23 protein-coding genes are annotated in these 26,133 nt (G+C 72.5%); 7 read left to right on the forward strand and 16 right to left on the reverse strand.

The window, feature by feature from the left end; all coding sequences use genetic code 11:
• Positions 1–137: 137 nt before the first annotated feature.
• Together OG245_RS16315 and OG245_RS16320 are read left to right on the forward strand one after the other, a co-directional pair.
• Positions 138–596 (forward strand): trypco2 family protein, encoded by a 459-nt coding sequence (locus tag OG245_RS16315; RefSeq protein ID WP_371624260.1) that lies wholly within the window; start codon positions 138–140, stop codon positions 594–596.
• Entirely contained in the window at positions 593–3,847 is a 3,255-nt protein-coding gene (locus tag OG245_RS16320) for an NACHT domain-containing protein (RefSeq protein ID WP_371624261.1), read from the forward strand. The genes OG245_RS16315 and OG245_RS16320 overlap by 4 nt, the downstream gene beginning before the upstream one ends.
• 85 nt (positions 3,848–3,932) lie before the next feature.
• On the opposite strand, the gene OG245_RS16325 is transcribed toward OG245_RS16320, so the two are convergent.
• Positions 3,933–6,461 (reverse strand): ATP-dependent Clp protease ATP-binding subunit, encoded by a 2,529-nt coding sequence (locus OG245_RS16325; protein ID WP_371624262.1) that lies wholly within the window; start codon positions 6,459–6,461, stop codon positions 3,933–3,935.
• Between the two features lie 450 nt (positions 6,462–6,911).
• On the opposite strand from OG245_RS16325, the gene OG245_RS16330 reads away from it, so the two are divergent.
• Positions 6,912–7,514, forward strand: coding sequence for an SCO3374 family protein (locus tag OG245_RS16330; RefSeq protein WP_371624263.1), 603 nt, complete (start codon positions 6,912–6,914; stop codon positions 7,512–7,514).
• Here OG245_RS16330 and OG245_RS16335 read toward each other — a convergent pair.
• The 10 genes from OG245_RS16335 to OG245_RS16380 form a co-directional block, all read right to left on the reverse strand.
• On the reverse strand, positions 7,493–7,828 hold the full coding sequence (locus OG245_RS16335; protein WP_003968298.1) for an Lsr2 family protein: 336 nt from the start codon (positions 7,826–7,828) through the stop codon (positions 7,493–7,495). The two genes, OG245_RS16330 and OG245_RS16335, sit on opposite strands and share 22 nt — an antisense overlap.
• A gap of 144 nt (positions 7,829–7,972) precedes the next feature.
• Positions 7,973–8,542, reverse strand: coding sequence for an amino-acid N-acetyltransferase (locus tag OG245_RS16340; protein WP_371624264.1), 570 nt, complete (start codon positions 8,540–8,542; stop codon positions 7,973–7,975).
• A 9-nt stretch (positions 8,543–8,551) separates the two neighbouring features.
• Positions 8,552–9,007 carry a BlaI/MecI/CopY family transcriptional regulator gene (locus OG245_RS16345; protein WP_371624265.1) on the reverse strand — a complete coding sequence of 152 codons (456 nt, stop codon included), beginning with the start codon at positions 9,005–9,007 and terminating at the stop codon, positions 8,552–8,554.
• 133 nt (positions 9,008–9,140) lie between these two features.
• Positions 9,141–9,320 carry a hypothetical protein gene (locus OG245_RS16350; RefSeq protein ID WP_371624266.1) on the reverse strand — a complete coding sequence of 60 codons (180 nt, stop codon included), beginning with the start codon at positions 9,318–9,320 and terminating at the stop codon, positions 9,141–9,143.
• Positions 9,321–9,403: 83 nt separating this feature from the next.
• Positions 9,404–9,988, reverse strand: a complete 585-nt coding sequence (locus OG245_RS16355) for a hypothetical protein (RefSeq protein ID WP_371627899.1) — start codon at positions 9,986–9,988, stop codon at positions 9,404–9,406.
• A gap of 172 nt (positions 9,989–10,160) precedes the next feature.
• Entirely contained in the window at positions 10,161–10,958 is a 798-nt protein-coding gene (locus tag OG245_RS16360) for a type III pantothenate kinase (protein WP_097915092.1), read from the reverse strand.
• The gene (nadC, locus tag OG245_RS16365) at positions 10,958–12,031 is read right to left on the reverse strand and encodes a carboxylating nicotinate-nucleotide diphosphorylase (protein WP_371624267.1); all 1,074 of its coding nucleotides are present in this window, start codon (positions 12,029–12,031) and stop codon (positions 10,958–10,960) included. The genes OG245_RS16360 and nadC overlap by 1 nt, the downstream gene beginning before the upstream one ends.
• Before the next feature lie 147 nt (positions 12,032–12,178).
• Complete coding sequence (locus OG245_RS16370; RefSeq protein WP_371624268.1) at positions 12,179–13,870, reverse strand: L-aspartate oxidase; 1,692 nt, start codon at positions 13,868–13,870, stop codon at positions 12,179–12,181.
• Complete coding sequence (gene panC / locus OG245_RS16375) at positions 13,867–14,886, reverse strand: pantoate--beta-alanine ligase (protein WP_371624269.1); 1,020 nt, start codon at positions 14,884–14,886, stop codon at positions 13,867–13,869. Before panC ends, OG245_RS16370 begins: the two co-directional genes overlap by 4 nt.
• The gene (locus OG245_RS16380) at positions 14,883–15,836 is read right to left on the reverse strand and encodes a Rossmann-like and DUF2520 domain-containing protein (protein WP_371624270.1); all 954 of its coding nucleotides are present in this window, start codon (positions 15,834–15,836) and stop codon (positions 14,883–14,885) included. Before OG245_RS16380 ends, panC begins: the two co-directional genes overlap by 4 nt.
• A gap of 239 nt (positions 15,837–16,075) precedes the next feature.
• On the opposite strand from OG245_RS16380, the gene OG245_RS16385 reads away from it, so the two are divergent.
• Positions 16,076–17,230 carry a low specificity L-threonine aldolase gene (locus OG245_RS16385; protein WP_371624271.1) on the forward strand — a complete coding sequence of 385 codons (1,155 nt, stop codon included), beginning with the start codon at positions 16,076–16,078 and terminating at the stop codon, positions 17,228–17,230.
• Between the two features lie 348 nt (positions 17,231–17,578).
• Complete coding sequence (locus tag OG245_RS16390) at positions 17,579–18,691, forward strand: DUF5937 family protein (RefSeq protein ID WP_371627900.1); 1,113 nt, start codon at positions 17,579–17,581, stop codon at positions 18,689–18,691.
• A gap of 29 nt (positions 18,692–18,720) precedes the next feature.
• Here the strand turns inward: OG245_RS16390 and OG245_RS16395 are convergent, their stop codons facing one another.
• Together OG245_RS16395 and OG245_RS16400 are read right to left on the reverse strand one after the other, a co-directional pair.
• Positions 18,721–19,401 (reverse strand): response regulator, encoded by a 681-nt coding sequence (locus OG245_RS16395; RefSeq protein ID WP_371624272.1) that lies wholly within the window; start codon positions 19,399–19,401, stop codon positions 18,721–18,723.
• Positions 19,402–19,518: 117 nt separating this feature from the next.
• Positions 19,519–20,721, reverse strand: coding sequence for a sensor histidine kinase (locus tag OG245_RS16400; protein WP_371624273.1), 1,203 nt, complete (start codon positions 20,719–20,721; stop codon positions 19,519–19,521).
• A 96-nt stretch (positions 20,722–20,817) separates the two neighbouring features.
• Between OG245_RS16400 and OG245_RS16405 the strand changes: the two genes are divergently transcribed.
• Both OG245_RS16405 and OG245_RS16410 read left to right on the forward strand, forming a co-directional pair.
• Entirely contained in the window at positions 20,818–21,834 is a 1,017-nt protein-coding gene (locus OG245_RS16405) for an SAM-dependent methyltransferase (protein ID WP_371624274.1), read from the forward strand.
• Positions 21,835–21,872: 38 nt separating this feature from the next.
• A complete protein-coding gene (locus tag OG245_RS16410) occupies positions 21,873–23,015 on the forward strand; it encodes an NADH-quinone oxidoreductase subunit D (protein WP_371624275.1) in 1,143 nt (380 codons plus the stop codon).
• A 48-nt stretch (positions 23,016–23,063) separates the two neighbouring features.
• On the opposite strand, the gene OG245_RS16415 is transcribed toward OG245_RS16410, so the two are convergent.
• From OG245_RS16415 to OG245_RS16425, 3 genes are all read right to left on the reverse strand, one after another.
• Positions 23,064–24,242, reverse strand: coding sequence for a hypothetical protein (locus OG245_RS16415; protein ID WP_371624276.1), 1,179 nt, complete (start codon positions 24,240–24,242; stop codon positions 23,064–23,066).
• A 171-nt stretch (positions 24,243–24,413) separates the two neighbouring features.
• Complete coding sequence (locus OG245_RS16420; protein ID WP_371624277.1) at positions 24,414–25,385, reverse strand: ABC transporter substrate-binding protein; 972 nt, start codon at positions 25,383–25,385, stop codon at positions 24,414–24,416.
• Between the two features lie 72 nt (positions 25,386–25,457).
• Positions 25,458–26,132, reverse strand: coding sequence for an ABC transporter permease (locus OG245_RS16425; protein WP_371624278.1), 675 nt, complete (start codon positions 26,130–26,132; stop codon positions 25,458–25,460).
• Between the last annotated feature and the right edge of the window lies 1 nt (position 26,133).

The raw sequence follows: 26,133 nt of genomic DNA on the forward strand, positions 1-26,133 counted from the left end.
CTAGCCCGGGTAGTAGGCCTGTTTCGGGCTGTGCGCCTTGTCACCGCCGGTGGGACCTAGGTCCTTCCGATTCGGGACCTTCGGCCCGCTACTTCACTACGCTGACGGGAAAGCGGCACCACACCCCGGGGGACTCCATGACGGCCGAGAACACCCATGTACCGAACGCCCAGGCACCGGACGCCCACGTACCGGACGCCCAGGCACCGAAAGCCCACGCGCTGGACGGCATCGAGCTCGCCGACGCCGTGGCGTCCATCCGCAACCAGCTCATCGACGCGGCGACCCGGGCCACGGACCACCCGGTCTCCTTCGCGGTCGGCGACATCCAGATGGAGTTCACCCTCGAACTGCGCCGCGAGGCCAAGGCGGGCGGCAAGGTGAAGGCCTGGGTGGTCGAGGCGGGTGCGGACGCCGCCCGCACCACGGGCCGCACGCACAAGGTCGCCTTCACCCTGACCCCGCGCAACGCCGCCACGGGCGAGGCCTGGGAGATCGGAACGGAGGACGACGGGTCCACCGCGGGATTCGGCAGCAGCACAGCGCGGGACGACGGGCCCACGGCAGGGTTCGGGGACGGGGCGGCGAGGCCGTGAGCACGGTGCCGCCGGCCGACCGCACGGTGGTCGTCTCCGCGATCCAGCAGGGCAGCGGCGTCCTCCTCACCGACCGGCTGGTCCTGACCTGCGCCCATGTGGTCAAGTCCGGGTCCGTCCTGATCGCCCACCCCGCCGTCTCCGACCGCGTACGGGCCACCGTCGCCTGGATCGACTACCGCCTGGACGTGGCCCTGCTGGAGGCCGTCGAACCGGTGCGGCCGGTCCCTCCCGTACGGCTCGGCGTGGTCGACACCCGCCAGGCGATACCCGAGTGCGAGATCACCGGCTTCCCGCGCGTCCAGCGCTACGGCCGCGACCAGCACCTGGAGGCGGACCAGTACACGGCGACGGTGCTGCCCATGGCGGGGCTCGTCCGCGACCTGCTGGTCTGCGACCTCGACGGCCCGCCCGCGGCACGCCCGGACGACGAGCCGGCCGCGCTGTCCGGGCTCTCCGGCGGCCCGGTCTTCATGGGGGACGTGCTCCTGGGCGTCGCCCGGCAGGTCCCGCGGCAGCGCGACGGCCGCCGGGTCGAGTGCGTCCCGCTCGCCCCGGTCCTGGCCGCGAAGCCCTTCCGCCTCGTCTACCGGCGGACCGGGGTCGACCTGCGCGAGGAACGCGTCCACGGCAGCTTCCCGAGAGACCTGCGGTACGAGGCGGAGTACGCCCGGGCGCTCGGCGTCGCCTACCGCCGCACGAAGATCTTCGGCCTGGACGAGCTGAGCCGGCACGACGCCGAATGGGACCTCGACACCGCCTACCTCAGCCTGGAGGCCCAGGCACAGGACCGGGCCGCCTCCGGACCCGTCGCCACCCACGCCCCGCCCCTCCCCCAGCGCGTCCACACCCTCCTCGCCGACCGGCCCCGGGTCCTGCTGCGCGGCGAGGCGGGCGCGGGCAAGACGACGCTGCTGTGGTGGCTGGCCGCCCACGCCTCGGCCCGCACCCTCGACGACGACCTGGCCCCGCTCAACGGCCTGGTCCCCTTCGTGGTGCCCCTGCGCACCCTGCGGGGCCGCGGGGCGACGTTCCCGGGCCCGGCCGAGCTGTCGGGTGCGGCGGGGCTGGTGGTCGACACGGCGCCGGAGGGCTGGGCGGGCCGGGTCCTGGAGTCGGGTCGGGCGCTGCTCCTGGTGGACGGCCTGGACGAGGTGCCGCCGGAGGACCGCGAGCAGGCGCACACCTGGCTCACGCAGCTGCTGGCCCGCTACCCGGACACCCGGTGCGTCGCGACCGTCCGGCCGCTCGCCGTCGAGCCGGACTGGCTGCGCTCGGAAGGCTTCGCGGAGCTACGGCTCCTGCCCATGCGGAACGAGGACATCCAGGCGTTCGTCGCCTCCTGGCACCGGGCGGCCCTGCTGTCCGAGCTGGACGGCCACGACCGGCTGGACGAACTGGAGCACGACCTGTCCCGCCAGTTCGACCAGAACGCCACCCTCCGTGACCTGGCCCGTACGCCGCTGCTCTGCGCGGTGATCTGCGCCCTCCACCGCCGCCGCGACGGATTCCTCCCGGAGACCCGCTGGAAGCTGTACAGCTCGGCCCTGGACATGCTGCTGGGCCACCGCGACCGCCGCCGCCGGATCGGGGGACCCGAGGGCATCGAGCTGGAGGTGGAGGAACACACCCAGCTGCTCCAGCGCATCGCGGTGTGGCTGGTCCGGGAGGGCCAGTCGGAGTTCACCCGGGGTCAGGCGCTGCGCCAGCTCGGCCGGGCGCTGGCGGGGATGGAGCGGGTGAGCTCGCAGGGCCCGCCGGAGAGGATCCTGACCCATCTGCTCAACCGGAGCGGGCTGCTCCAGGAGCGCAGGGACGACACCTACCAGTTCATCCACCGGACCTTCCAGGACTACCTGGCCGCGAAGGAGCTGATCGAGGACGAGCACCTCAACGAGCTGCTGCGGCACGCGGACGAGGAGTACTGGCAGGACGTGATCCTGCTGGCGGCGGGGCACTGCGGCAGGCGCGAACTCGCGGTGCTGGTGGACGGGTTGCTGGACGCGGGGCTGAAGCACCCGGAGGGCTCCGCCGAGCGGAGCACCCTGCACGTCCTCGCGGCGCTGTGCGAGCAGCACGCGACCTGGCTGGACGGCGCGGTACGGGACCGGGTCCGCCACAGCACGGCGTCCCTGTTCCCGCCCGCCGACGCGGACCAGGCAGCCGTCCTGTCCCGGCTCGGGGCGGCGGCGCTGGACCACCTGCCGGAACCGGAGAGCGTGCCGGCGGGCAGCCCGGCCGCCCATCACGTGTCCCGCCTGCTCCTCAACGTCGGCGGCGCCGAGGCCATCCGGCACGTCCGCGCGTGGCTCGCCGCGCATCCCGCGCTGTTCAGCGACTTCACCACCCTGTGGAGCGTCTTTCCACCGGAGCCCTACGCCCGTGAGGTCCTCGCCCACCACGACCTCTCGCAGCGCTACGTCCTCGTCGACCGGGGCCGGCTCGGCGCCCTGCGCCACCTGCCGTCCCTGGGACGACTCATCCTGTTCGGCGACCTGACCGACGGCGAGCTGCGCACCGCCCTGGCCGAGACCCGTCTGAGCCATCTGCGCCTCCACGCGAACACCCTGTTCGCGGACGTCTCCCTGCTGGGCTCCCAGGCGGACACGCTCCGTCACCTCGGCCTCGTCCAATGTCCCGCGATCGAGGACCTGACGCCGCTCGGCGCGCTGCCCTCGCTCACCGACCTCTCGGTGGACCTGGGACAGCGCTCGGCCGGTCTCCTCGCCCCCGTGGCGGGCATGTCCGACCTCATCTACCTGAACGTCCGCGGACTGGACCCGGCCGCGTGGGACGAACTGCCGGTCCTCCCGGGCCTGGCGCAGCTCTGCGTCAGCGGTGACCAGCCCCTGTCCGTGCGGGGGCTCGGGGCCTGGGAGTCGCTCACCGGGCTGCGTGTCTCGGAGGTCGCCTCGCTCGGCGACGTGCTGGCCGAACTCCGTGCGAACCCCCGCATCACCCTGTTCGAGCTGGAGTCGTTCCCCTTCACGGCGACGGACGCCCTCGAACCGGTCCCCTCGGTCGAGGATCTTGAGGTCGACGCGTTCCAGGACGCCGGTCAGGCGGACCTGCTGCGCCGGCTCTTTCCCGGGCTCACCGCGCTGACGCTGAACGTTCCGACGGACACAGCGGAGCTGGACCTCACACCGCTGCTCTCCTGGACCGGTCTCCAGGTGACCGTCTACGGAGGCGTCGGCACGGCCCTGGTGGGCGGCGACGCACTGGGAGAGCGGCTTCACGTCCACATCTGACGCGAAGGGGCTGCCCCGGACCGGTGGAGAACCGGTGCCGGGGCAGCCCCTTCACACACGCTCGGGCTCACGCCCTACGCACGCGTCACGCGTCCTTCGTGAGGTTCGGGCCGGCGCCGCCTGCCGCCTGCTCGATCGGCGGGACGTCGGGCAGAGCCGACTTCTCCTCGCCGCGGAAGGTGAACGTCTTGTCGTCACCCTCGCCCTCGGTGCCCACGACCACGATGTGACCGGGACGCAGCTCACCGAAGAGGATCTTCTCGGAGAGGATGTCCTCGATCTGCCGCTGGATCGTCCGGCGCAGCGGCCGGGCGCCCATCACGGGGTCGTAGCCCTTCTTCGCCAGGAGCGACTTGGCCTCGGAGCTGAGCTCGATGCCCATGTCCCGGTCCCGGAGCCGCTCGTCGACCTTGGCGAGCATGAGGTCGACGATCTGGATGATGTCTTCCTCGGTCAGCTGGTGGAAGACGACCGTGTCGTCGACACGGTTGAGGAATTCCGGCCGGAAGTGCTGCTTGAGCTCTTCGTTGACCTTGGTCTTCATCCGCTCGTAGTTCGTCTTGACGTCGCCCTGGGCGGCGAAGCCCAGGTTGAAGCCCTTCGAGATGTCCCGGGTCCCGAGGTTGGTCGTCATGATGATGACCGTGTTCTTGAAGTCCACGACCCGACCCTGGGAGTCGGTCAGGCGACCGTCCTCCAGAATCTGGAGCAGGGAATTGAAGATATCGGGGTGGGCCTTCTCGACCTCGTCGAAGAGGACGACGGAGAACGGCTTGCGGCGCACCTTCTCGGTGAGCTGGCCGCCCTCCTCGTAGCCCACGTAGCCGGGGGGCGAACCGAAGAGGCGGGAAACCGTGTGCTTCTCGCTGAACTCCGACATGTCGAGGGAGATCAGCGCGTCCTCGTCGCCGAAGAGGAATTCGGCGAGCGTCTTGGAGAGCTCCGTCTTACCGACACCGGACGGGCCGGCGAAGATGAACGAGCCACCGGGGCGCTTCGGGTCCTTCAGGCCGGCTCGCGTACGGCGGATCGCCTGCGAAAGGGCCTTGATGGCGTCCTTCTGCCCGATGACGCGCTTGTGGAGCTCGTCCTCCATGCGCAGCAGACGGGAGGACTCCTCCTCCGTCAGCTTGAAGACCGGGATTCCGGTGGCCGTGGCCAGGACTTCGGCGATGAGCTCGCCGTCGACCTCGGCGACGACGTCCATGTCGCCGGCCTTCCACTCCTTCTCGCGCTTGGCCTTCGCCGCCAGCAGCTGCTTCTCCTTGTCGCGGAGGGAAGCCGCCTTCTCGAAGTCCTGGGAGTCGATGGCCGACTCCTTGTCGCGGCGGACGCCCGCGATCTTCTCGTCGAACTCGCGGAGGTCCGGCGGCGCGGTCATCCGACGGATGCGCATGCGGGACCCGGCCTCGTCGATCAGGTCGATCGCCTTGTCCGGCAGGAAGCGGTCCGAGATGTACCGGTCGGCCAGGGTCGCGGCCTGGACCAGCGCCTCGTCCGTGATGGAGACCCGGTGGTGGGCCTCGTAACGGTCGCGCAGGCCCTTGAGGATCTCGATGGTGTGCGGCAGCGACGGCTCCGCGACCTGGATGGGCTGGAAGCGGCGCTCGAGAGCGGCGTCCTTCTCCAGGTGCTTGCGGTACTCGTCGAGCGTGGTGGCGCCGATGGTCTGGAGCTCACCGCGCGCCAGCATGGGCTTCAGGATCGAAGCCGCGTCGATGGCGCCTTCCGCGGCACCCGCACCGACCAGCGTGTGGAGCTCGTCGATGAACAGGATGATGTCGCCGCGGGTGCGGATCTCCTTGAGGACCTTCTTCAGGCGCTCCTCGAAGTCACCCCGGTACCGGGAGCCGGCGACCAGGGCGCCGAGGTCCAGGGTGTAGAGGTGCTTGTCCTTGAGGGTCTCGGGCACCTCGCCCTTGACGATCGCCTGGGCCAGGCCCTCGACGACCGCCGTCTTGCCGACGCCGGGCTCGCCGATGAGGACCGGGTTGTTCTTGGTCCGGCGGGACAGCACCTGCATGACCCGCTCGATCTCCTTCTCGCGCCCGATGACCGGGTCGAGCTTGGACTCACGAGCGGCCTGGGTGAGATTCCGGCCGAACTGGTCGAGCACCAGGGACGTGGAGGGCGTGCCCTCGGCGGGACCGCCTGCGGTGGCCGCCTCCTTGCCGCCCGAGTACCCGGAAAGCAGCTGGATGACCTGCTGCCGGACCCGGTTCAGGTCGGCGCCCAGCTTCACGAGGACCTGGGCGGCGACGCCCTCGCCCTCGCGGATCAGGCCGAGCAGGATGTGCTCGGTGCCGATGTAGTTGTGGCCCAGCTGAAGAGCCTCGCGGAGCGACAGCTCCAGGACCTTCTTGGCTCGCGGGGTGAAGGGGATGTGCCCGGAAGGAGCCTGCTGCCCCTGCCCGATGATCTCCTCCACCTGCTGGCGGACCGCCTCGAGCGAAATCCCGAGGCTCTCCAGGGCCTTAGCGGCGACACCCTCACCCTCGTGGATCAGGCCCAGGAGGATGTGCTCGGTGCCGATGTAGTTGTGGTTGAGCATCCGGGCTTCTTCCTGAGCCAGGACGACAACCCGCCGCGCGCGGTCGGTGAACCTCTCGAACATCGTTAATCGCTCCTCAGAGCGGTCGGTCAGTGAGGGGTCGGTCCCCTCCCAGTCCTTCCGCATGCTAGTCCCGCAGGACGGGACAGCTCATTCCAACTGCCGACATCCGTCCGGATCACCCCGCGCCGGGCGGGGATTCTTACTGCCGAACAGCTGACAACTGCTCCAACCCGATGGTGCGAGACGATGTTCCCGCAGGCCAGGCAGATACCCCTTTCGCCAGTACGCCGATGGCGAACGTGAGACGTCTCGGCCAGCGTGTCGCCCCTTCCCACTAGGAAAGTCTTACCCGCAATCACCGACAGTCCATGCGGCGCGCCCCCGTTCCCTCCGCTACGGGCGAACATCCCTGCGCTGCTGAACGCTCTCGCGCGCCCCCATCGCCAGGACTGAACGTGATACTCCAGGAACCCTGCGTAACCCCGGAGGCGGTTCGACGGTTCATCGGACATGCCTCCCACCGTCCCCCAGCCCCGATCGTCACCCGATGCCGCTCCGGGATCGGCCGATGCCGCACTCGCCCGGCGGTACGCGGGGGAGCTGGGCTGGGCCACCGCGGGAAGGGATCCGCTGCGGCTGCTCACCGGGGCGCTCTTCGATGTGCTGGAGCTGCCCGCCGAGGCCGGTCACGCCGTGCTGCGGCGCGGTGTGCGCACCGGCCCCGTACTGCTGTCCGGCACGCGGATGGGTCTGCTGGTCGCCGCGGGCGGCGCCGATGAGCTGCCGGGGCTGCTCGACTGGCTGGAGTGGGGCCCGGTCGCGCTGGACCTGACCGCCGTGGGTGCGGGGGGCCGTGTCACGGCCCCGCCTCTCCCGGGTGCCCCGGGGGACTCGCCGGGGGCCGCCGTGTGGCTGCGGCCCCCAGAGCCGAGGCGTGCGCCCGAGCCGCGACTGCCGGCCCTCACGGGCTTCGGGAGCAGCGGTGGGGATGCCCCCGATCTCGTACGCCTGGTGGACGCCGCGGCAACCGAATGCCATCGGGTCCGGCTGTCACGCGCCCGTTCGGGGGCGCCGACAAGGGGTGGAGCGGATCAGCCGTTGGCCTTCTCGTAAGCCTCGCGGATCTCGGCGGGAACGCGGCCGCGGTCATTCACATTGTGGCCGTTCTCCCGCGCCCACCGGCGGATTTCCGCGGTGTCCTTGTTACCGCCCGCCACGGCACGGCCCTTGCCGCGGCCCGTGGCCGCACGGCCGCCGGTGCGACGTCCACCCTTGGTGTAGGGCTCGAGAAGGCCGCGAAGCTTGTCCGCGTTGGCCGTGGTGAGGTCGATCTCGTACGTCTTGCCGTCAAGGGCGAACGTGACGGTCTCATCGGCCTCGACGCCGTCGAGGTCATCGACAAGAAGGACCTGAACCTTCTGTGCCACGGGATTTCCTTTCATCGAAAATGGAGTACGCGGAAAGGAAACCGCTTTTCCCCCGAAAACACAAACCCCCTGGAGAGGTTCAGCAGCCCGAGAGGACGGGAAACGTGCGCGATTCGGACATAGGGTTGCAGGTCCTTCTGCAGATCACAGGTGCAGAAGCATCCGGCTGTTGCCCAAGGTGTTCGGCTTCACTCGTTCGAGACCGAGGAACTCCGCGACACCCTCGTCGTAGGAACGCAGCAGCTCACTGTAGACATCGGTGTCGACGGGCGTCTCTCCGATCTCGACGAAGCCGTGCTTCGCGAAGAAGTCCACTTCGAAGGTGAGACAGAAAACCCTGCGGACACCGAGCCATCGCGCGGTCTGCAAGAGCTTGTCCAGTACGTGATGCCCGACTCCCGCGCCCTTGATGCGGGGGTCGACGGCAAGGGTCCGCACTTCCGCCAGGTCTTCCCACATGACATGAAGTGCGCCGCAGCCGATGACCGCCGCGTCCTCGTCGCGTTCCGCGACCCAGAACTCCTGGATGTCCTCGTAAAGGGTGACGGTCGCTTTGTCGAGCAGGATGCCTCCCGACACGTACCCGTCGAGGAGTCGTCGTACGGACGCGACATCACTCGTCCTGGCCCGCCGGACGGTGATGGCGGGCTTATTTACCGACGGGTCGGTATGGAGTTCGGTATCCGGATCGCATTGCGACTGGTCTGAGGACATGTCCCGACGCTATCGCCCGCCCTCCGGCGGCACGTCATCGGCCGGGGCGTCATCTCCGGTGGCGGCGGCGGTCGGTTCCGCGGGGTCGCCGGAGGTTTCGGCGAGGTTGGGGGAAACCATGCGAACGGCGTCCTGGAGCGCTTCGCGCTGTTCGGCGGACATCATGCCGAAGAACGCGACAAGTGCCGCGGCGGGGTTGTCACTGCGCGACCAGGCTTCGTTCATCAGTGCGGCCGAGTAGGCGGCCCTCGTGGAGACGGCCGTATATCGATAGGCCCGGCCGTCGACTTCCCTGCGCACCCAGCCCTTCTGATGGAGATTGTCCATTACCGTCATCACGGTCGTGTAGGCGATGGACCGTTCCTGCTGAAGGTCCTCAAGGACTTCCCGCACCGTTACCGGTCGGTTCCATTGCCAGACACGCGTCATCACGGCGTCTTCGAGGTCTCCCAATTGGCGGGGCACGAGATCATTTTAGTGCTAGATGTCCTGAATGTTCTGGTATTTACACAGCAAAAGAGCGCACGGCTCGGATGAGTCGTGCGCTCCGGGGACGCGCGCTTCGGGAAGATACGGGGCGGGCGGACCGCTGCCGTGATCAGGCATTCTCCGGATGAGCGGTCTGCTTTACGGATTCCGCGCGGGCGAGCGCCGCGTCCACCACGGCGTCCTCCTTGGTCTTGTTCGGACCACCCTGGCTCTTGACGATGATCACGATCAGGGCGATGAAGAAGACGGCCATCACCACGGGGGGCACGAGCGCGGATACGTAGTCCATGCCGTCCAGAGTAGCGAGCCCGGAACGGCCCGACGCGGCGACCTCCCGGTGGGAGGCCGCCGCGTCGGACGCCGCGCGGGAGGTCAGCCGGCCGCCCGCTCCTCGGACGGCGGCGGCGCGGGCCGGCGACGCGGCGGGAAGACCTCGGAGGGCTTGGGCATCGGGCGGTCGCCGGGCTTCTGCGGGCGGTCCGGGGCCGCCGGGGTCCTGGGCCGGTCCGGCTCCTGCCCGGCGGCGCGGCCGCCGGGCAGGGCGAGCAGCCTGCTGCGGGGCCCGGGGGCCGCGAGCCCGGCGGAGCGGCCGGCGAGCCGGGCCCGTACGGAACGTTCGGCGAGCACCTGGCAGCGCTCCAGGAGGGCCGCCGCGAGCCGCCCGCCGCGCAGGGCCCGCAGCGCGGCCAGATCGTCCGGGCGGGGGTCGTAGCCGGCCGCCAGGGCGTCCTGGAGCAGCTCCAGGTAGCCGGCGGCGGAGCCGGGGAGGGCGTTGCGGTAGCGGGCGAGGTCGGCGAGGAGGAACGCTCGCAGCCGACCCGCCTCACCGGCCGCCTCGTCCACGGAGCCGGCGAGCCGCAGGCAGTCCTGGACGTCCTCGTCGGACAGGGGCATGGGGTGGAGGGCGATGGCAAGGGCACGTCGGAGCACCCGCAGCTCGTCCGCGCTGAACGCCATGCCGCCTCGTGAACCGTAGGGCGTGGGCATAACGCGACAATACGTGCTAAATGGACAAAATCCGTTTAACTGGTCGTCGGTGGCGCGGCGTGCCCGTCCCTCCGCCCCGGCCCCGCCCCCGGCCGTTCCCGCAGGTACCGGCGGGTTCCGGCAGGCTCCGGCGGAAGGGGCCCTACGACCGGGAGACGTTCCGCTCGTACACCAGGCGCAGCCCGATGAGCGTCAGCCACGGCTCGTGCTCGTCGATGACCGAGGACTCCCCCAACACCATCGGAGCAAGGCCGCCCGTCGCGATGACGGTGACGTCGTCCGGGTCGGCGGCCAGCTCCTTCTTCATCCGGGCCACCACCCCGTCGACCTGGCCCGCGAAGCCGTAGACGATGCCGGACTGCATGGCCTCGACGGTGTTCTTGCCGATCACGCTGCGCGGCCGGGCCAGCTCGATCTTGCGGAGCTGGGCGCCCTTGACGCCGAGGGCCTCGACCGAGATCTCGATGCCGGGGGCGATCACCCCGCCGGTGTACTCGCCGCGCGGGGAGACCGCGTCGAAGGTGGTGGCGGTGCCGAAGTCGACGACGATCGCCGGGCCCCCGTACAGCTCGACGGCGGCGACCGCGTTGATGATGCGGTCCGCGCCGACCTCCTTGGGGTTGTCCATCAGGATCGGCACGCCCGTCTTGACGCCGGGCTCCACCAGGACGGCGGGGACGTCGCCGTAGTAGCGGCGGGTGACCTCGCGCAGTTCGTGCAGGACCGAGGGGACGGTGGCGCAGATCGCGATGCCCTCGATGCCGTCGCCCAGCTCCATGCCGAGCAGCGGGTGCATGCCCATCAGGCCCTGGAGCAGGACGGCCAGTTCGTCGGCGGTGCGGCGGGCGTCCGTGGAGATCCGCCAGTGCTCGACGATCTCCTCGCCGTCGAAGAGGCCGAGGACCGTGTGCGTGTTGCCGACGTCGATGGTGAGCAGCATCAGACGTCGGCCCCGTCGGTGGCGGAGGCGTCGGCGTCGGCGTCGCGGAAGTCCAGGCCGATGTCGAGGATCGGCGAGGAGTGGGTGAGCGCCCCGACCGCGAGGTAGTCGACGCCCGCGTCGGCGTAGGCGCGGGCCGAGTCGAGGGTCAGGCGGCCGGAGGACTCCAGCACCGCCCGCCCGGCGACCAGGGCGACGGCCTCGGCGGTCTCGGCCGGGGTGAAGTTGTCCAGCAGGATCAGGTCGACGCCCGCGTCCAGCACCTCGCGGACCTGGTCCATCGTGTCGACCTCGACCTCGATGGGCAGCTCGGGGAACTCGGCGCGGACCCGCTTGAAGGCCTCGGCGACGCCGCCCGCGGCGATCACGTGGTTGTCCTTGACCAGGGCCGCGTCGGAGAGCGACATCCGGTGGTTGACGCCGCCGCCGCAGCGCACCGCGTACTTCTCCAGCGCGCGCAGGCCCGCCGTCGTCTTGCGGGTGTCGCGGACCTCGGCCTTGCTGCCCTCCAGCACGTCCGCCCACGCGCGGGTGGCGGTCGCGATGCCCGAGAGGCGGCAGAGCAGGTTGAGCGCGCTGCGCTCGCCGGTCAGCAGGTCGCGGGTGCGCGTGGTGACGGTCAGCAGCTTCTGGCCGGGGACGATCCGGTCGCCGTCCTCGACGTGCCGCTCGACCTCGAACTCCTCGGTGCAGACGATCGACAGGACCGCCTCGGCGACCCGGAGCCCGGCGACCGTGCCCGCCTCGCGGGCGGTGAAGTCACCGGTGATCACGGCGTCCTCGGGGACGGTCGCCACGGTCGTGACGTCCACCCCGCCGTCGAGGTCCTCCTCGATCGCCACATGGGCGACGTCCTCGACCTGGACGGGGTCGAGCCCCGCCCGGGCCAGCAGCAGGGCGAGCGCGGGGTCCAGGCCGCACTCCAGGGCTTCGGGGTCGAACCCGTCGTCGCCGCCGCAGCCGCAGGCATCGCCGCAGCCGCCTTCGGCCGGTGCGGAGGATGCGGGCGCGCCGACGCTGATCAGCGGTACGTCCACGGGTGTGGGGCGCGGATTCTCTTCGGGCGTGCTCACGGTGACGGCTCCTCGGGGGCGTGGCGGGTGGTGCGGGTAGGGCGGGTGATGCTCTTGTGCTGCCGGTGCCGCGCTGTGGTGTCCGGCGCCGCGGGTGTCTCCAGCAGTCTGCGGTGTCCGGCGGTGCGGCTGCTCCCAGCAGTCTGCTCAATCCGACGGGCGTACGGGCGGGAACGCCGCGGTCTCCGTGCGGTGGACGACCGGGGTGCGGTCCGCGGCGATGCGGACGACCAGGTGGCGGCGGCCGTGGGCGTCGTCGCGGTCGGGACGGTCCTCGCGCCAGTGGCAGCCGCGGGTCTCCTCGCGCTCCCGGGCGGCGGCGACCAGGACCCGGGAGACCAGGAGCAGGTTGGTGACCTCCCAGGCGTCGACCCCGGGGACGACCGCCTTGGCGCCGCCCGGCCCCTCCGCCTCGGCGGCGGCGTCGCGGTGCAGGGCCTCCAGCTCCTCGGCGGCGGCGGCCAGGCTGTCGGCGGAGCGCAGGACTCCGGCGCCCCGGGTCATGGCGCGCTGGATCGCCGTACGGGCCTCGGGGGCCAGCAGCGGGGCGGGGCCGCCCGCGTCCGGGCTCCCGGCCGGTTCGGTGCGGGGCGGGCGGGCCCCGGCGATGTCGGCGGCGATGCGCTCGGCGAAGACCAGGCCCTCCAGGAGGGAGTTGGACGCGAGGCGGTTGGCGCCGTGCACACCGGTGCAGGCGACCTCGCCGCAGGCGTACAGGCCGGGGACGGTGGTGCGGCCCCGCAGGTCGGTGCGGACGCCGCCGGAGGCGTAGTGCGCGGCCGGGGCGACCGGGACCGGCTCGGTCACCGGGTCGATGCCGTGGGACCGGCAGGCGGCCAGGATGGTGGGGAAGCGCTGCTCCCACATCCGCGCCCCGAAGTGCCGGGCGTCGAGATACATGTGCTCGGCGCCGTGTTCGATCATCCGGCGGGTGATGGCCTTGGCGACGATGTCGCGGGGGGCCAGCTCGGCCAGCTCGTGCTGTCCGAGCATGAAGCGGACGCCGTCGCCGTCGACGAGGTGCGCGCCCTCGCCGCGGACGGCTTCGGAGACCAGCGGCTGCTGGCCCTCGGAGTCCGCGCCGAGGAACAGGACGGTCGGGTGGAACTGGACGAACTCCAGGTCGGAGACCTCCGCCCCGGCCCGCAGCGCGAGCGCCACCCCGTCGCCGGTGGAGACGGGAGGGTTGGTGGTGGCGGAGAAGACCTGGCCCATGCCGCCGGTGGCCAGGACGACCGAGGGGGCCCGGACCGCGCCGACGCCGTCGTGCTGGCCCTCGCCCATGACGTGCAGCGAGACGCCCGCCGTACGGCCTTCGGCGTCCGTGAGCAGATCCAGGACCAGGGCGTTCTCGATGGTGTGCAGGGCGGCCTCGCGGACCGCGCCGACCAGGGCGCGGGAGATCTCCGCGCCGGTCGCGTCGCCGCCCGCGTGGGCGATGCGGCGGCGGTGGTGGCCGCCCTCGCGGGTGAGCGCGATGTCGCCGCTGTCGGTGGTGTCGAAGTGCGCGCCGGTGGTGATCAGCCGGCGTACGGCGTCGGGGCCCTCGGTGACCAGGGTGCGCACGGCCTCCTCGTCGCAGAGGCCCGCGCCCGCGACGAGGGTGTCGTCGAGGTGCTGCTCGGGGGTGTCGCCCTCGCCGAGCGCAGCGGCGATGCCGCCCTGGGCCCAGCGGGTCGAGCCGTCGTCGAGGCGGGCCTTGGTGACGACGACGGTGTCCAGGCCGGCGGCGGCGCAGCGCAGCGCCGTGGTGAGCCCGGCGACGCCGGAGCCGACCACGACGACGTCCGCGTCGATGGCCCAGCCGGGGGCGGGGGCGGTCAGCCGTATTCCGGTCACGTCAGGGCTCCGAAGGTGAGGGGGATGTTGTCGATGAGGCGGGTGTCCCCGACCCGGGCCGCGACGGCGAGGATCGCCTCCCCGCTCTCGCGGTCGTCCGGGATCTCGGTGAAGTCCGCCGGGTCCACCAGCGCCAGGTAGTCGAGGGCGAGCGGCGCCCTGTCCCGGGCGGCGGCCTCCTCCAGGATCGTCCGCGCGGTGGCCCGGACGGCGGCGGGCGCCCCGTGGGGCCGGGCCAGCGCCACGGCCTGCGCGTCGGCGGCGGCGCGGGCCTCACCGAGCCGGTTGAGGCCGGCGGCCCGGTCGCCGCCGGGCGCGGTGGCCCGGGCCCGCTCGTGCAGTGCCTGCTGGGCGGCGAGCCGGTCACGGGCCGCGAACAGGGCGCGGGACAGGGCCAGCGCGGTGTGCCGCTCCGTGGCGGTGAGGAAGCGGTTGCGGCTGGAGAGCGCGAGGCCGTCCGGGTCCCGGACGGTGGGCACGCCGGTGATCCGGACGCCGAAGTTCAGGTCGCGGACCATGCGGCGGATCAGGGCGAGCTGCTGGGCGTCCTTCTGGCCGTAGAACGCCTCGTCGGGGCGGGTGAGGTGGAGGAGCTTGGCGACGACGGTGAGCATCCCGTCGAAGTGCCCCGGGCGGGCCGCGCCTTCGAGGCGCTCGCCCATGGGGCCCGCGGCGATGCGGACCTGGGGCTCTCCGCCGGGGTAGACCTCCTCCACGCCGGGGGCGAAGACCGCGTCGGCCCCCGCCGCCGCGACGGTCTCCAGGTCGGCGTCCAGGGTGCGCGGATAGCGGTCCAGGTCGGCGGCCTCGCCGAACTGGAGCGGGTTCACGAAGACGGTGACCACGACCTGGCCGTCCGCCCCGGCCGCCGCGCGGGCGGCCCGGATCAGGGCGGCGTGGCCCTCGTGGAGCGCGCCCATCGTCATGACGACGGCCCGCTCGGCCCCGGCGGGGCGGGACAGCGCGTCCAGCTCGGCGGCGGTGCGCAGGAGGGCGGGCCGGACCGTGCGCGTCATCGGGTCTCCCCCGCTCCGGGGCCGCCGGGGCGGCGGCGCTCCTGGTCGGCCAGGACGCCGAGGAGGTCCTCGGCCAGCTCGGCCTTGAGCAGGCCGTGGGCGAGCGCCCGGTCGGCCGTGGCGCGGGCCATCGCGAGGTATCCGGCCACCGCCTGCGGGGCGTGCTCGCGCAGCTCGCCGATGTGGGCGGCGACCGTGCCCGCGTCACCCCGGGCGACCGGGCCGGTCAGCGCGGCGTCGCCGGAGCGCAGGGCGTTGTCCAGGGCCGCGCCGAGGAGCGGGCCGAGCATCCGGTCCGGGGCGGCGACCCCCGCCCTGGCCAGCAGCTCCATCGACTGGGCGACCAGCGTGACCAGGTGGTTCGCGCCGAGCGCGAGGGCCGTGTGGTAGAGCGGGCGGGACTCCTCGGCGATCCACTCCGGCTCGCCGCCCATCTCGATGACCAGGGCCTCGGCGGCGAGCCGCAGCTCCTCGGGGGCGGTGACGCCGAACGAGCAGCCCGCGAGCCGCTGGACGTCGACGGCCGTGCCGGTGAACGTCATCGCGGGGTGCAGCGCGAGCGGCAGGGCCCCGGCCCGCAGCGCGGGGTCCAGCACCCTCGCCCCGTACCGCCCGGAGGTGTGGACGAGCAGTTGGCCCGGCCGTACGGCGCCGGTCTCGGCGAGGCCCTCGACCAGCGTGGGCAGCACGTCGTCGGGGACGGTCAGCAGCACCAGCTCGGAGCGGGCCAGCACCTCGGCGGGCTCCACCAGGGGCACGTCGGGCAGCAGCTCCGCGGCGCGGCGCCGGGAGGCGTCGGAGACACCGGACACGGCGACCGGGCGGTGCCCGGCGAGCTGGAGGGAGGCGGCGAGGGCGGGTCCGACCCGGCCCGCGCCGACGACGCCGACCGTGAGTCGGGCGGGGCGGTCCCTCGCGTCGAGGGGTTCCTTCGAAACTGGTGCGTTCACGCGGCGATGGCCTTCCGTTCCAGTCCGCGGGGGGTACCGGACGATTCCTCTGCATGCTACGCCAGCGTTTCGGCGAAGCCCTCCGGTCACCCACAGCCTGTGGATAACTTTCCGGACCCCACACGAAGGCCCCTGCGGAAGCCGCCTTCGGACCCAGCCCCGGACCCGGCTCCGAGCAGGTCTCCGGGCGGGCGGAAATCGGCGGGCGCGCGGTCGACGGCCCGGGTGATGATCGTCCCATGGTGACCATGGATGAGCAGGAGCGGCGTCGGCGCAGGCTGACCGCGTGGCGGGCGTCGCGGCGGACGCTGGCCCGGGTGGGCGCGGACGGCACCCTGGGCGAGCGGCTGGCGGCGCTGGCCGCCGGGGCCGCTTCCGTACACGATCCGGAGGACTGGACCGATGTGTACGGGGGCGGGGTCGTCGCCGATCTGGAGCGGCGGGTGGCCGGGCTGCTGGGGATGGAGGCGGCGGCGTTCTTCCCGACCGGGACGATGGCCCAGCAGGTCGCGCTGCGGTGCTGGGCGGGGCGTACGGGCGACGCGACCGTGGCGCTGCACCCCCTGTCCCACCCGGAGCTGCACGAGGGCGGGGCGCTGGGCGCGGTGAGCGGGCTGCGCACGGTGCATCCGACGTCGGAGCCGAGGCTGCCGAGCGCCGAGGAGGTCCGGGAGTACCCCGAGCCGTTCGGGACGCTGATGCTGGAACTGCCGCTGCGGGACGCCGGGTTCGTGCTGCCGTCCTGGGAGGAGCTGACGGCGGTGGTGGCGGCGGCCCGGGAGCGGGACGCGGTGGTGCACTTGGACGGGGCGCGGCTGTGGGAGTGCGGCCCGCACTTCGGGCGGGAGCTGCCGGAGATCGCCGCCCTCGCGGACAGTGTGTACGTGTCGTTCTACAAGTCCCTGGACGGGCTGTCGGGCGCGGTGCTGGCGGGCCCCTCGACGCTGGTGGAGGAGGCCCGGGTCTGGTGCCACCGGTACGGGGGCCGGCTCTTCCAGCAGTACCCGGCGGCGCTCTCCGCCCTGCTGGGCCTGGAGCGGGAGCTGCCGAGGCTGCCGGACTACGTGGCGCACGCGAAGGTGGTGGCCGGGGCGCTGGCGGAGGGGTTCGCGGCGTCGGAGGCGCCGTGGTTCCGGGTGCGTCCGGAGCCGCCGCACACGCATCAGTTCCAGGTCTGGCTGCCGTACGGGGCCGAGGTGCTGGACGAGGCGTCGGTGCGGCAGGCCGAGGAGACGGGCGTGACGCTGTTCCGGCGCTGGTTCGCGGGTGCGGGGGCGCCGCCCGGGGTCTCCGTCACCGAGGTCACGGTGGCCGGGGAGGGGCTGGAGTGGTCGGCCCGGGACGTGCGGGATGCGGTGCGGGGGTTCGTGGGCTACGTGCGGGATCTCGCGTAGGGGCGCCTCCCGGGGCGGGGCCCTGCCGGGTGCGAGGTCTCCCGCCTCGGGGTGCCGTCCTCAAACGCCGGACGGGCTGGGCGTGCCGGGCCCGCCGGGTCGGCCGGGCTGCCGGTTCCGCCGAAGGCGCCGGTACAGGTCGCGCAGGACGGAGCGGTCGTGCCGGCCCGGCGGCGGAGGTGCGGGCCGCGACAGCCGGGCCGCGCGGTAGGAATCGAGCATGTGCTGCTGAACGGCGTCCATACGCACCAAGCCTGGGCAGGTCACAGCGGCGCCGCGCGCTGATTGACGGCCCCCGTCAATCGGAACGACGCCCCGTGCGCGTACCCCCACTATGGAGGGGTGAGCGTGCACATAGACATCGCGGGCCTGCCCGCCGACCGCGTCGTTTTCGCGACCTCTCCCCTGGCCGAGCTGGGCCTCGCCCTGCACGCGCTCTCCGAGCCCGGACACCATCCTGGGCTGCACGGCTGGGCCACCGCGACCGCGACGGCCCTGGAGCCCGACCTCGCGGACCGGCTGCTGGAGGCGGAGTTCCTCTGGCGGAACACCTTCTCCGACGTGTTCATGGCGTTCGCCGGGATCCGGGGCGGCGACGGCAGGACCGGGGCGACGCTCGCCGAGGACCTGGACCTGCTGGACAGACTGGACGACGAGCGGTTCGTCGCCGCGGCCCTGGAGTTCACCTGCGCCAGCCACTACGGGGCCGGGTCGCCGTCACCGCTGAACGACGCGGGGATGCGGGGCCGCGCCCTGGACCTGGCGGCGGCGCGCGGCCCGCAGCAGATCGACTTCACCCGGCGGCTGCTGGCCGACCCCGCCTCCGTACGCGGCTGGGTCCGGCGGCTCTTCGAGGACTGCGACCAGGCGTTCTTCGCCGACACCTGGCGCCGGGTCTCCGTCCAGCTGGTCGCGGACGCCCGGCACAAGACGGAGCTGCTGCGGCGCAAGGGGCTGGCCGACGCGGTCGGGGCGGTGTCGGCCGCCGTGACGCTGGAGGAGGGCGCGGGCCGGATCAACGTCGACAAGCTGTCCGAGGGCCGGACCACCGCCGTCGACCCGGGCGTCGGCCGGGGCCTCACGCTCATCCCGACCAGCTTCGGCTGGCCGCATCTGATGGTGCTGCACGCCCCGGGCTGGCGGCCGGTGATCCACTACCCGGTCCACCTGCCCGACCTGCCGGCGCCCGCCTCCGTGGAACTGCTCCGGCTGCGCCTGGAGGCGCTGGCCCACCCGATGCGGATGCGGCTCTGCCGCAACCTGGCCCGCTCCCCGTACACCACGGGCGAGCTGGCCGACTCCCACGGCATCACCTCGCCCGAGGTCTCCCGCCACCTCTCCATGCTCAAGAAGGCGGGCCTGGTCACGACGCGCCGCCGCGGCCGCTACGTCCTGCACCAGCTGGACCTGACGGTCGTCGCCCGGCTCGGCAGCGACTTCCTGGAGGGCGTCCTGCGCTGAGCCCGTCAGGCTCTCGGCGGCTCGGCCTCTCAGCCCGCGCCGCCGCCGGCCCGGACCAGGCCGGTCTCGTAGGCGAGGACGACGACCTGGACCCGGTCGCGGAGGTTCAGCTTGGTGAGGATGCGGCCGACGTGCGTCTTGACCGTGGCCTCGGAGAGCACGAGCCGGGCCGCGATCTCCCCGTTCGACAGGCCCTGGGCGACCAGGAGCATGACCTCGCGCTCCCGCTCGGTGAGCTTGCCGACGTGCTTGTTCTTCGGCTCCTTCTCACCGCTGGGCAGCATCGGCGAGAAGCGGTCGAGCAGCCGACGGGTGGTCGACGGGGCGACGACCGCGTCTCCGCTGTGCACCGAACGGATCGCGGCGAGCAGCTCGGCCGGCGGCACGTCCTTGAGCATGAAGCCGCTGGCCCCCGCCTTCAGCCCGGAGAAGGCGTACTCGTCGAGGTCGAAGGTGGTCAGGATGAGCACCTTCGGCGGGTCCTGCTGCGCGCAGATGCGGCGGGTCGCCTCGACGCCGTCCAGCCGGGGCATGCGGACGTCCATCAGCACCACGTCGACGGCGGTGGACCGCAGGATCTCGATCGCCTCCGCACCGTCCCCGGCCTCCGCCACGACCTCCATGTCGGGCTGGGCGGCGAGCACCATCCGGAAACCGGTCCGCAGCAGCACCTGGTCGTCGACGAGCATCACGCGGATGGCCGTGGTCATGGGAATCGTGTCCTGTCCTGGAGGTCTGGGGGGCTGGAGGTCTGGGGATCTGAGGATCTGGGGATCTGGGAGGCTGAGGGTCGGTCTCGGTGGTCGTGGAGGGGCCCGGCGGCCGGGTCAGCCCGGGGGCTTGAGCGGCAGCAGGGCGCTGATCCGGAACCCGCCGCCGGGCCGGGGCCCCGCGTCCAGGGTGCCGCCGACCATCCCGACCCGCTCCCTCATCCCGATCATCCCGTGCCCGGCGCCGTCCGCGCCGCCGTCCTCGTACAGCTCATGCGCCGCGCCCCGCCCGTCGTCCTCGATCAGCAGCCCGAGGCCGTCGTCGAAGTAGACCAGCCGGACGCTGGCCCCGGCGTCGGGTCCGCCGTGCTTGCGGGTGTTGGTCAGGGCCTCCTGCACGACGCGGTACGCGGTCAGCTCCACGCCGCTGGGCAGCGGGCGGGGCGTGCCCTCCACCTTGAAGTCGACGGCCAGGCCGGTCTGCCGCACCTGCGCGACCAGGTCCTCGATCTGCTCCACATCGGGCTGGGGGACGTACTCCCCGCTCTCCGGGGCGTCACCGGTGCGCAGCACCCCGAGCAGCCTCCGCATCTCCGCGAGCGCCTGGCGGCCGGTGCTGGAAATGGTCTCCAGGGCCTGCTTGGCCTGGTCGGGGGCGGCGTCCATGACATAGGCGGCGCCGTCGGCCTGGACGACCATCACGGACACGTTGTGCGCGACGACGTCGTGCAGCTCACGGGCGATCCGGGCCCGCTCGGCGGCGACCGCGACCTTGGACTGCGCCTCGCGTTCCCGCTCCAGGCGGGCGGCACGCTCCTCCAGCTGGTCGAAGTAGGCCCGCCGGGTCCGCAGCGAGTCCCCGAGCACCCAGGCCAGCACGAACGGCACGGTCATGATGATCGTCACGAAGACCACCTGGGCCCAGGAACCCCCGGGCTCGGCCTCCCACCGCAGCTGGGACAGGGCCGCCGCGCTCAGGCTGCACACCAGGGCGAGCCGGGACGCCCAGCGCTCGCCGACCGTGGCCACGGTGTACGTGATCACCAGCATGGCGAAGTTCCCGATGCCCGGCCGGACGTTGAACACCAACTGCGCGACGCCCACCAGGATGGCGAGCAGCAGCATCTTCTCCGGGGCCTTGCGGCGCAGCGCCACCACCGTGGAGAGCCCCAGCACCACCGGTACGGCGACGATCTCCTCACGCCCCGCGTCGTACGTGCCCGACACCATCGACATGCCGGAGAGCCCGAGGAGGAAGACGGCCCAGAAGACGTCGACGCCCGTCGGGTGCCTGCGGATGAAATCGTAGAGGCGCTGCACGTGACCCAGCGTAGGGACAGCTGATCGGTGCCCGGGTCAACCGGAGGGCCGATCCGGGTCCTGGGACCGTACTCCCCAAGGTGGAGACTTGCCTACGTGACGGACGAGTGGCGTGGGTGGCGGGAGGCGGCTCGGGCCGCTCTGTACGGATACGAGGGCTTCTACCGCAGCCCGTTGCGGAGTCCGGAGGGGCCGGCGGGCCACTTCCGTACGTCGGTCCACGCCTCGCCCCTGTTCGCGGCGGCGGTGGCCCGGCTGCTGACCGGAGTCGCCCGGGAGCTGGACACCGGAGCGGTCGCGCTGGTCGATGTCGGGGCGGGGCGCGGCGAGCTGCTGACCGGGGTCCTGGCGGCGCTGGCCGCGCTGCCCGGAGGGCCGGAGGTGACCGCGTACGCCGTCGAGGTCGCAGCCCGGCCGCCGGGCCTGGACCCCCGGATCGAGTGGTGCGCGGAGCCGCCCGCGGGGGTCACCGGGCTGCTGTTCGCCAACGAGTGGCTGGACAACGTTCCGGCCGAGGTGGCGGAGGCGGACGCGGAGGGCGTCCCCCGGTACGTCCAGGTGCGGACCTCGGACGGCGCGGAGCGCCTCGGGGATGCGGTGGGCGGGGCGGACGCCGCGTGGCTGGAGCGCTGGTGGCCGCTGACCGCGCCGGGCGAGCGGGCGGAGATCGGCCGGACCCGGGACGCGGCCTGGGCGGGAGCGGTCGGCTCCCTCTCCGCCGGTCTCGCGGTGGCGGTGGACTACGCGCATGTACGGAGCGCCCGGCCGCCCTTCGGGACGCTGACCGGCTTCCGGGGCGGGCGCGAGGTGCGTCCGGTGCCGGACGGTTCCTGCGACCTGACCGCACATGTGGCGCTGGACGCCTGCGCGGCGGCGGTGGCGTCGGCGGTTCCGGACACGAGCGCGGAGCTGACCGACCAGCGGACGGCGCTGCACCGGCTGGGCGTCGTCGGCGGCCGGCCGCCGCTGGGCCTGGCCGCGACCGATCCGGCGGGCTACGTCACCGCGCTGGCGGCGGCGGGCGGGGCGGCGGAGCTGACGGCCCGCGGCGGCCTCGGCGACTTCGGCTGGCTGCTGCACCGGGTGGGGCCGGTGCCGCCGGATCGCGGGTGACCCCCGTGGCGGTCCGGCGTCAGGGAATACTGTCCCGCATGACGGAGACGACGATCGGCATCGGCGGAGCGGCGGAGAGCACCGACATGGTGCTGAACATCGGTCCCCAGCACCCCTCCACGCACGGCGTCCTCCGGCTGCGGATCGTGCTGGACGGCGAGCGCGTGCAGCACGCTGAGCCGGTCATCGGCTATATGCACCGGGGCGCGGAGAAGCTCTTCGAGGCACGCGACTACCGGCAGATCATCATGCTCGCCAACCGCCACGACTGGCTCTCCGCGTTCTCGAACGAGCTGGGTGTGGTGATGGCCGTCGAGCGGATGCTCGGCATGGAGGTGCCCGAGCGCGCCGTGTGGACGCGGACGCTGCTCGCCGAGCTGAACCGGGTCCTCAACCACCTGATGTTCCTCGGCTCCTACCCCCTCGAACTCGGCGGCATCACCCCGGTCTTCCACGCCTTCCGGGAGCGCGAGGAGCTCCAGGCGGTGATGGAGGAGGTCTCCGGCGGGCGGATGCACTACATGTTCAACCGGGTCGGCGGACTCAAGGAGGACGTCCCGGCGGGCTGGGCCGGCCGGGTCCGCGACGCCGTCGCCTCCGTCCGCTCCCGCATGGACGTCTACGAGGACCTCGTCCTCGGCAACGAGATCTTCCGGGGCCGCACGCGCGACGTGGGCGTGCTGTCCGCCGCCGCGGTGCACGCGTACGGGGTGTCGGGGCCGATCGCCCGCGCCTCCGGCGTCGACTTCGACCTGCGGCGCGACGAGCCGTATCTCGCGTACGGGGAGCTCCGGGACACCCTGAAGGTCGTCACCCGGACCGAGGGCGACTGCCTGGCCCGCTTCGAGTGCCTGCTGGAGCAGACCCTGGTCTCACTCGACCTGGCGGACGCCTGCCTGGACCGGATGGCCCACCTGGCGCCGGGGCCGATCAACCAGCGGCTGCCCAAGGTGCTCAAGGCGCCCGAGGGCCACACCTACGCCTGGACGGAGAACCCGCTCGGCGTCAACGGCTACTACCTGGTCTCCAAGGGCGAGAAGACGCCCTACCGGCTGAAGCTGCGCTCCGCCTCGTTCAACAACATCCAGGCGCTCACCGAACTGCTGCCGGGCACCCTGGTCGCCGACATGGTGGCGATCCTGGGCTCGCTGTTCTTCGTCGTCGGCGACATCGACAAGTAGCCGACACGTCATCGCCGAGGCGCGGAGCCCGACCCGGGGGGCCGTCTCTCAGGAGACCGCGCCGCGCAGCTCCGCCACCTCGATCTGCTCGGTCTCGTCGTGCGCGGTGAGGTCGATGACCTTGCCGACGGCCCGGTTGTCCACGGCTCCCGTGCGGTGGGCGGCGAGCGCCTCCTCGCCGACGACGTCCGCGAGGTCCTCGTTCTGCACGGACTCGATCGCGGCGTTCGCCTTCTCGGTGCTCTGGGCGTGCTGGGCGCCGAAGAAGTCGAAGTTGCCCTGGGGGACCAGGTTGCGGCGGGCGGCGTACGGGACGACGGCCGAGGCGGCCGGGATCGCGCGCGGCACGGGCAGCGGCGCGATGGAGGCCGGGGCCTTCTCGCTCGGGAGCACCGAGGACCCGGGGGCCGTCGCGGGGGCCGGGCTGTTCGCGTGCGGAGCGTGCGGTGCGCCCGGGGCCGGGTTGTTCGCGTGCGGGGCCTGCGGTGCGCTCGGGGCCGGGGCGGGCAGCGTGGTCGAGGGGCGGCGGTGCTGGTCCCGGTGCTCGCCCGCCCCGGTGGCCGCCGCGTGCTTCCCCCGCGGGCCCTCCGTCTCCGCCCCGGTGTCCCGGTGCCGGTCGTCGACGGCCGCCTGCCGCCGCCGGACCGCCTCCACCGTCCGGCGGGTCTCCTGGAGCACCGCGTTCCGCGTGAGGTTCATCAGGGCCTCGTCCGCGCGCCGGTACGACTCGGGGGTCGGCGTGGACCGCGCGGGCATCAGCTCCCTGGGGGCCGCGGCCTCGATGGCGAGCTGCCTGCGGCCCTCCAGCGCGCTGGCCCGCTCGGTCTCGGCGTTGGCGTAGCGGCGCAGCAGTCCGGCGTGCTCCCCGCGCAGCCCCGCGAGCTCGACGCGCTTGCGGCGGAGCTTGGTCTCCAGACGGGTGCGCAGCTCGCGCGACTCCTCCAGATCCTGCTCCAGCTCGGCTATCCGCTCCTCGGCCCGCCATTCGTCACCGGCGCGGGCCCGGGTCAGCTCGGCGACCCGCAGCCCCGCCGCCCGGTCCCAGCTGCGCATCAGATACGCGCCGGTGACGGCGGCGGCCGCCACGGCGGCCACCAGGCCGCGCAGGACCAGGGGTTCGGCCAGGAGCCAGGCGCCGGCGGCACCGACGACCGACACTCCCGCCACCACGGAGGGGGGCAGGATTCTGTGGAGGGGCGGCGAATGACGGTGGCGTCCACGTGGCATGGCCTGAAATTTACCGTGTGTACGGGCCACTTGGGGGGCCGCCCGGCAATCTGTTCCCCGCCGGTTACCTCGCGGCCCCCCGAAGGCCCTCCACCCGGCCCTTTCCCGCCCCTTATTCCGTGATCGAGCGCTACTGCCGTGGCCGGGCGGCTCCTGCCCCGGGGCCGGTCCCTACTTCTTGATCAGGTCCTTCGACTCCAGGTATTCCTTGGCCACATCGGCCGGCTTGGCCCGCTCGGCGTCGACCTTCCGGTTCAGCTCGGCGAGATCTTCCGTGGTGAGCGCGGAAGTGAGCTTGCCGAGGGCGTCGGCGATCTCCGGCGCACCCGCGTCGGCGGCATTCAGAACGGGAAGGACGTTGTCCGCGTTCTGGAGCTTCTTGTCGTCCTCCAGGAACACCAGCCCGTCCAGCACCGCGTCCGTGGTGGTCGTCAGGACCAGCTCGACCTTGCCGTCGCGGACGGCCTGCTTGGACTGCGGGGTGCCGACGCCCTTGGGGTCGATACCGGTGACGTCGATGCCGTACGTCTTCTTCAGACCGGGTGCGCAGAACGGCCGCACCTCGCACTCGTCACCCGCCGCGATCTTGACCTTGATCTTCGACTTCCCCAGATCGGAAAGCGTCGTGAGGTTGTTCTTCTCGGCGAATTCCTCCGAGACCGCGAAGGCGTTCTGGTCGACGGCCTTCCCCGCCGGGAGGACCTTGAGACCGAGCGGCCCGGCGAGCTTCTCCAGGGCGGCCACCGTGGCGGCGGCGTCCGGGGAGGCCACCGGCTCGGCCTGGGCCTTCTTGGCACCGTTGACCTTGGCGTTGAGGAATTCGGCGATGGTGGCGGCGTACTCCGGTACGACGTCGATCTCGCCCTTCTCCAGCGAGGGCTCGTACAGCTCACGGTTCTTCACCGTGGTGACCGAGGTGCTGTATCCGGCGTCGCCCAGGATCTGCGCGTACAGCTCGGCGAGCACCTTGGACTCGGTGAACGAGGCCGAGCCGACGACCAGGGAGCCCTTCTTGCCGTCGCCGGCCGAGGAGCCCGAGCCGCCCTTCTCCTTCTCCAGGCTGTCGCCGCCGCAGGCCGCGAGCGACCCGGCCAGCGCCACCATGCCGACGACCGCTCCAGCTATGCGCGAGGTCCTGCTCATATGCGTTGTTCTCCGTCCGAACAGAAGAAAAGTGACCATGGGTAAGAAGATGCGCCCGAAGGGGGTGCGGGCTCACGCGGGCCGCCGGCGGCGCAGTGGCGACAGCAGCCGGTCCAGGCCCACGAGCACCCCTTCCACCAGCAGGGCGAGTCCGGCGACCAGGACGGCGCCCGCGAAGACCTGGGCGGTGTCATAGGTGTTGAACCCGGCGGTGATGATCCGGCCGAGACCGCCGAGGCCCACCATCGCGGCGATCGACGCGGTGGCCACGACCTGGACGGCGGCGGAGCGCAGCCCGGTCATGATCATCGGGTAGGCGAGGGGCAGCTCGACCCGGACGAAGAGCTGCCCGCCCGACATCCCCATGCCGCGCGCGGCCTCCACCACGGCCCGGTCCACCTCCCGCATCCCGACGTAGGCGTTGGTCAGCAGCGGCGGCACCGCGAACAGCACCAGCGCGATGACGGTGGGCCAGTACCCCGAGTTGCGCAGGGGCGAGACCATGAACAGGGCGAGCACCGCGAAGACCGGGACGGCCCGCCCCACGTTGGAGACGTTCACCGCGAGCGCACCGCCCCTGCCGATGTGCCCCAGATACAGGGCGAGCGGCAGGGCTATCGCGCAGGCCACCGCGAGCGCGACCCCGCTCACGTACAGATGCTCGCCGAGCCGGTGCGCGGCCCCGCCGTCGCCCGACCAGTTGGCCCCGGTCGTCAGCCAGGTCCAGGCATCGCCGATGACTCCCACG

The organism is Streptomyces sp. NBC_01116, assembly GCF_041435495.1.
In the GTDB taxonomy this organism is placed as follows: domain Bacteria; phylum Actinomycetota; class Actinomycetes; order Streptomycetales; family Streptomycetaceae; genus Streptomyces.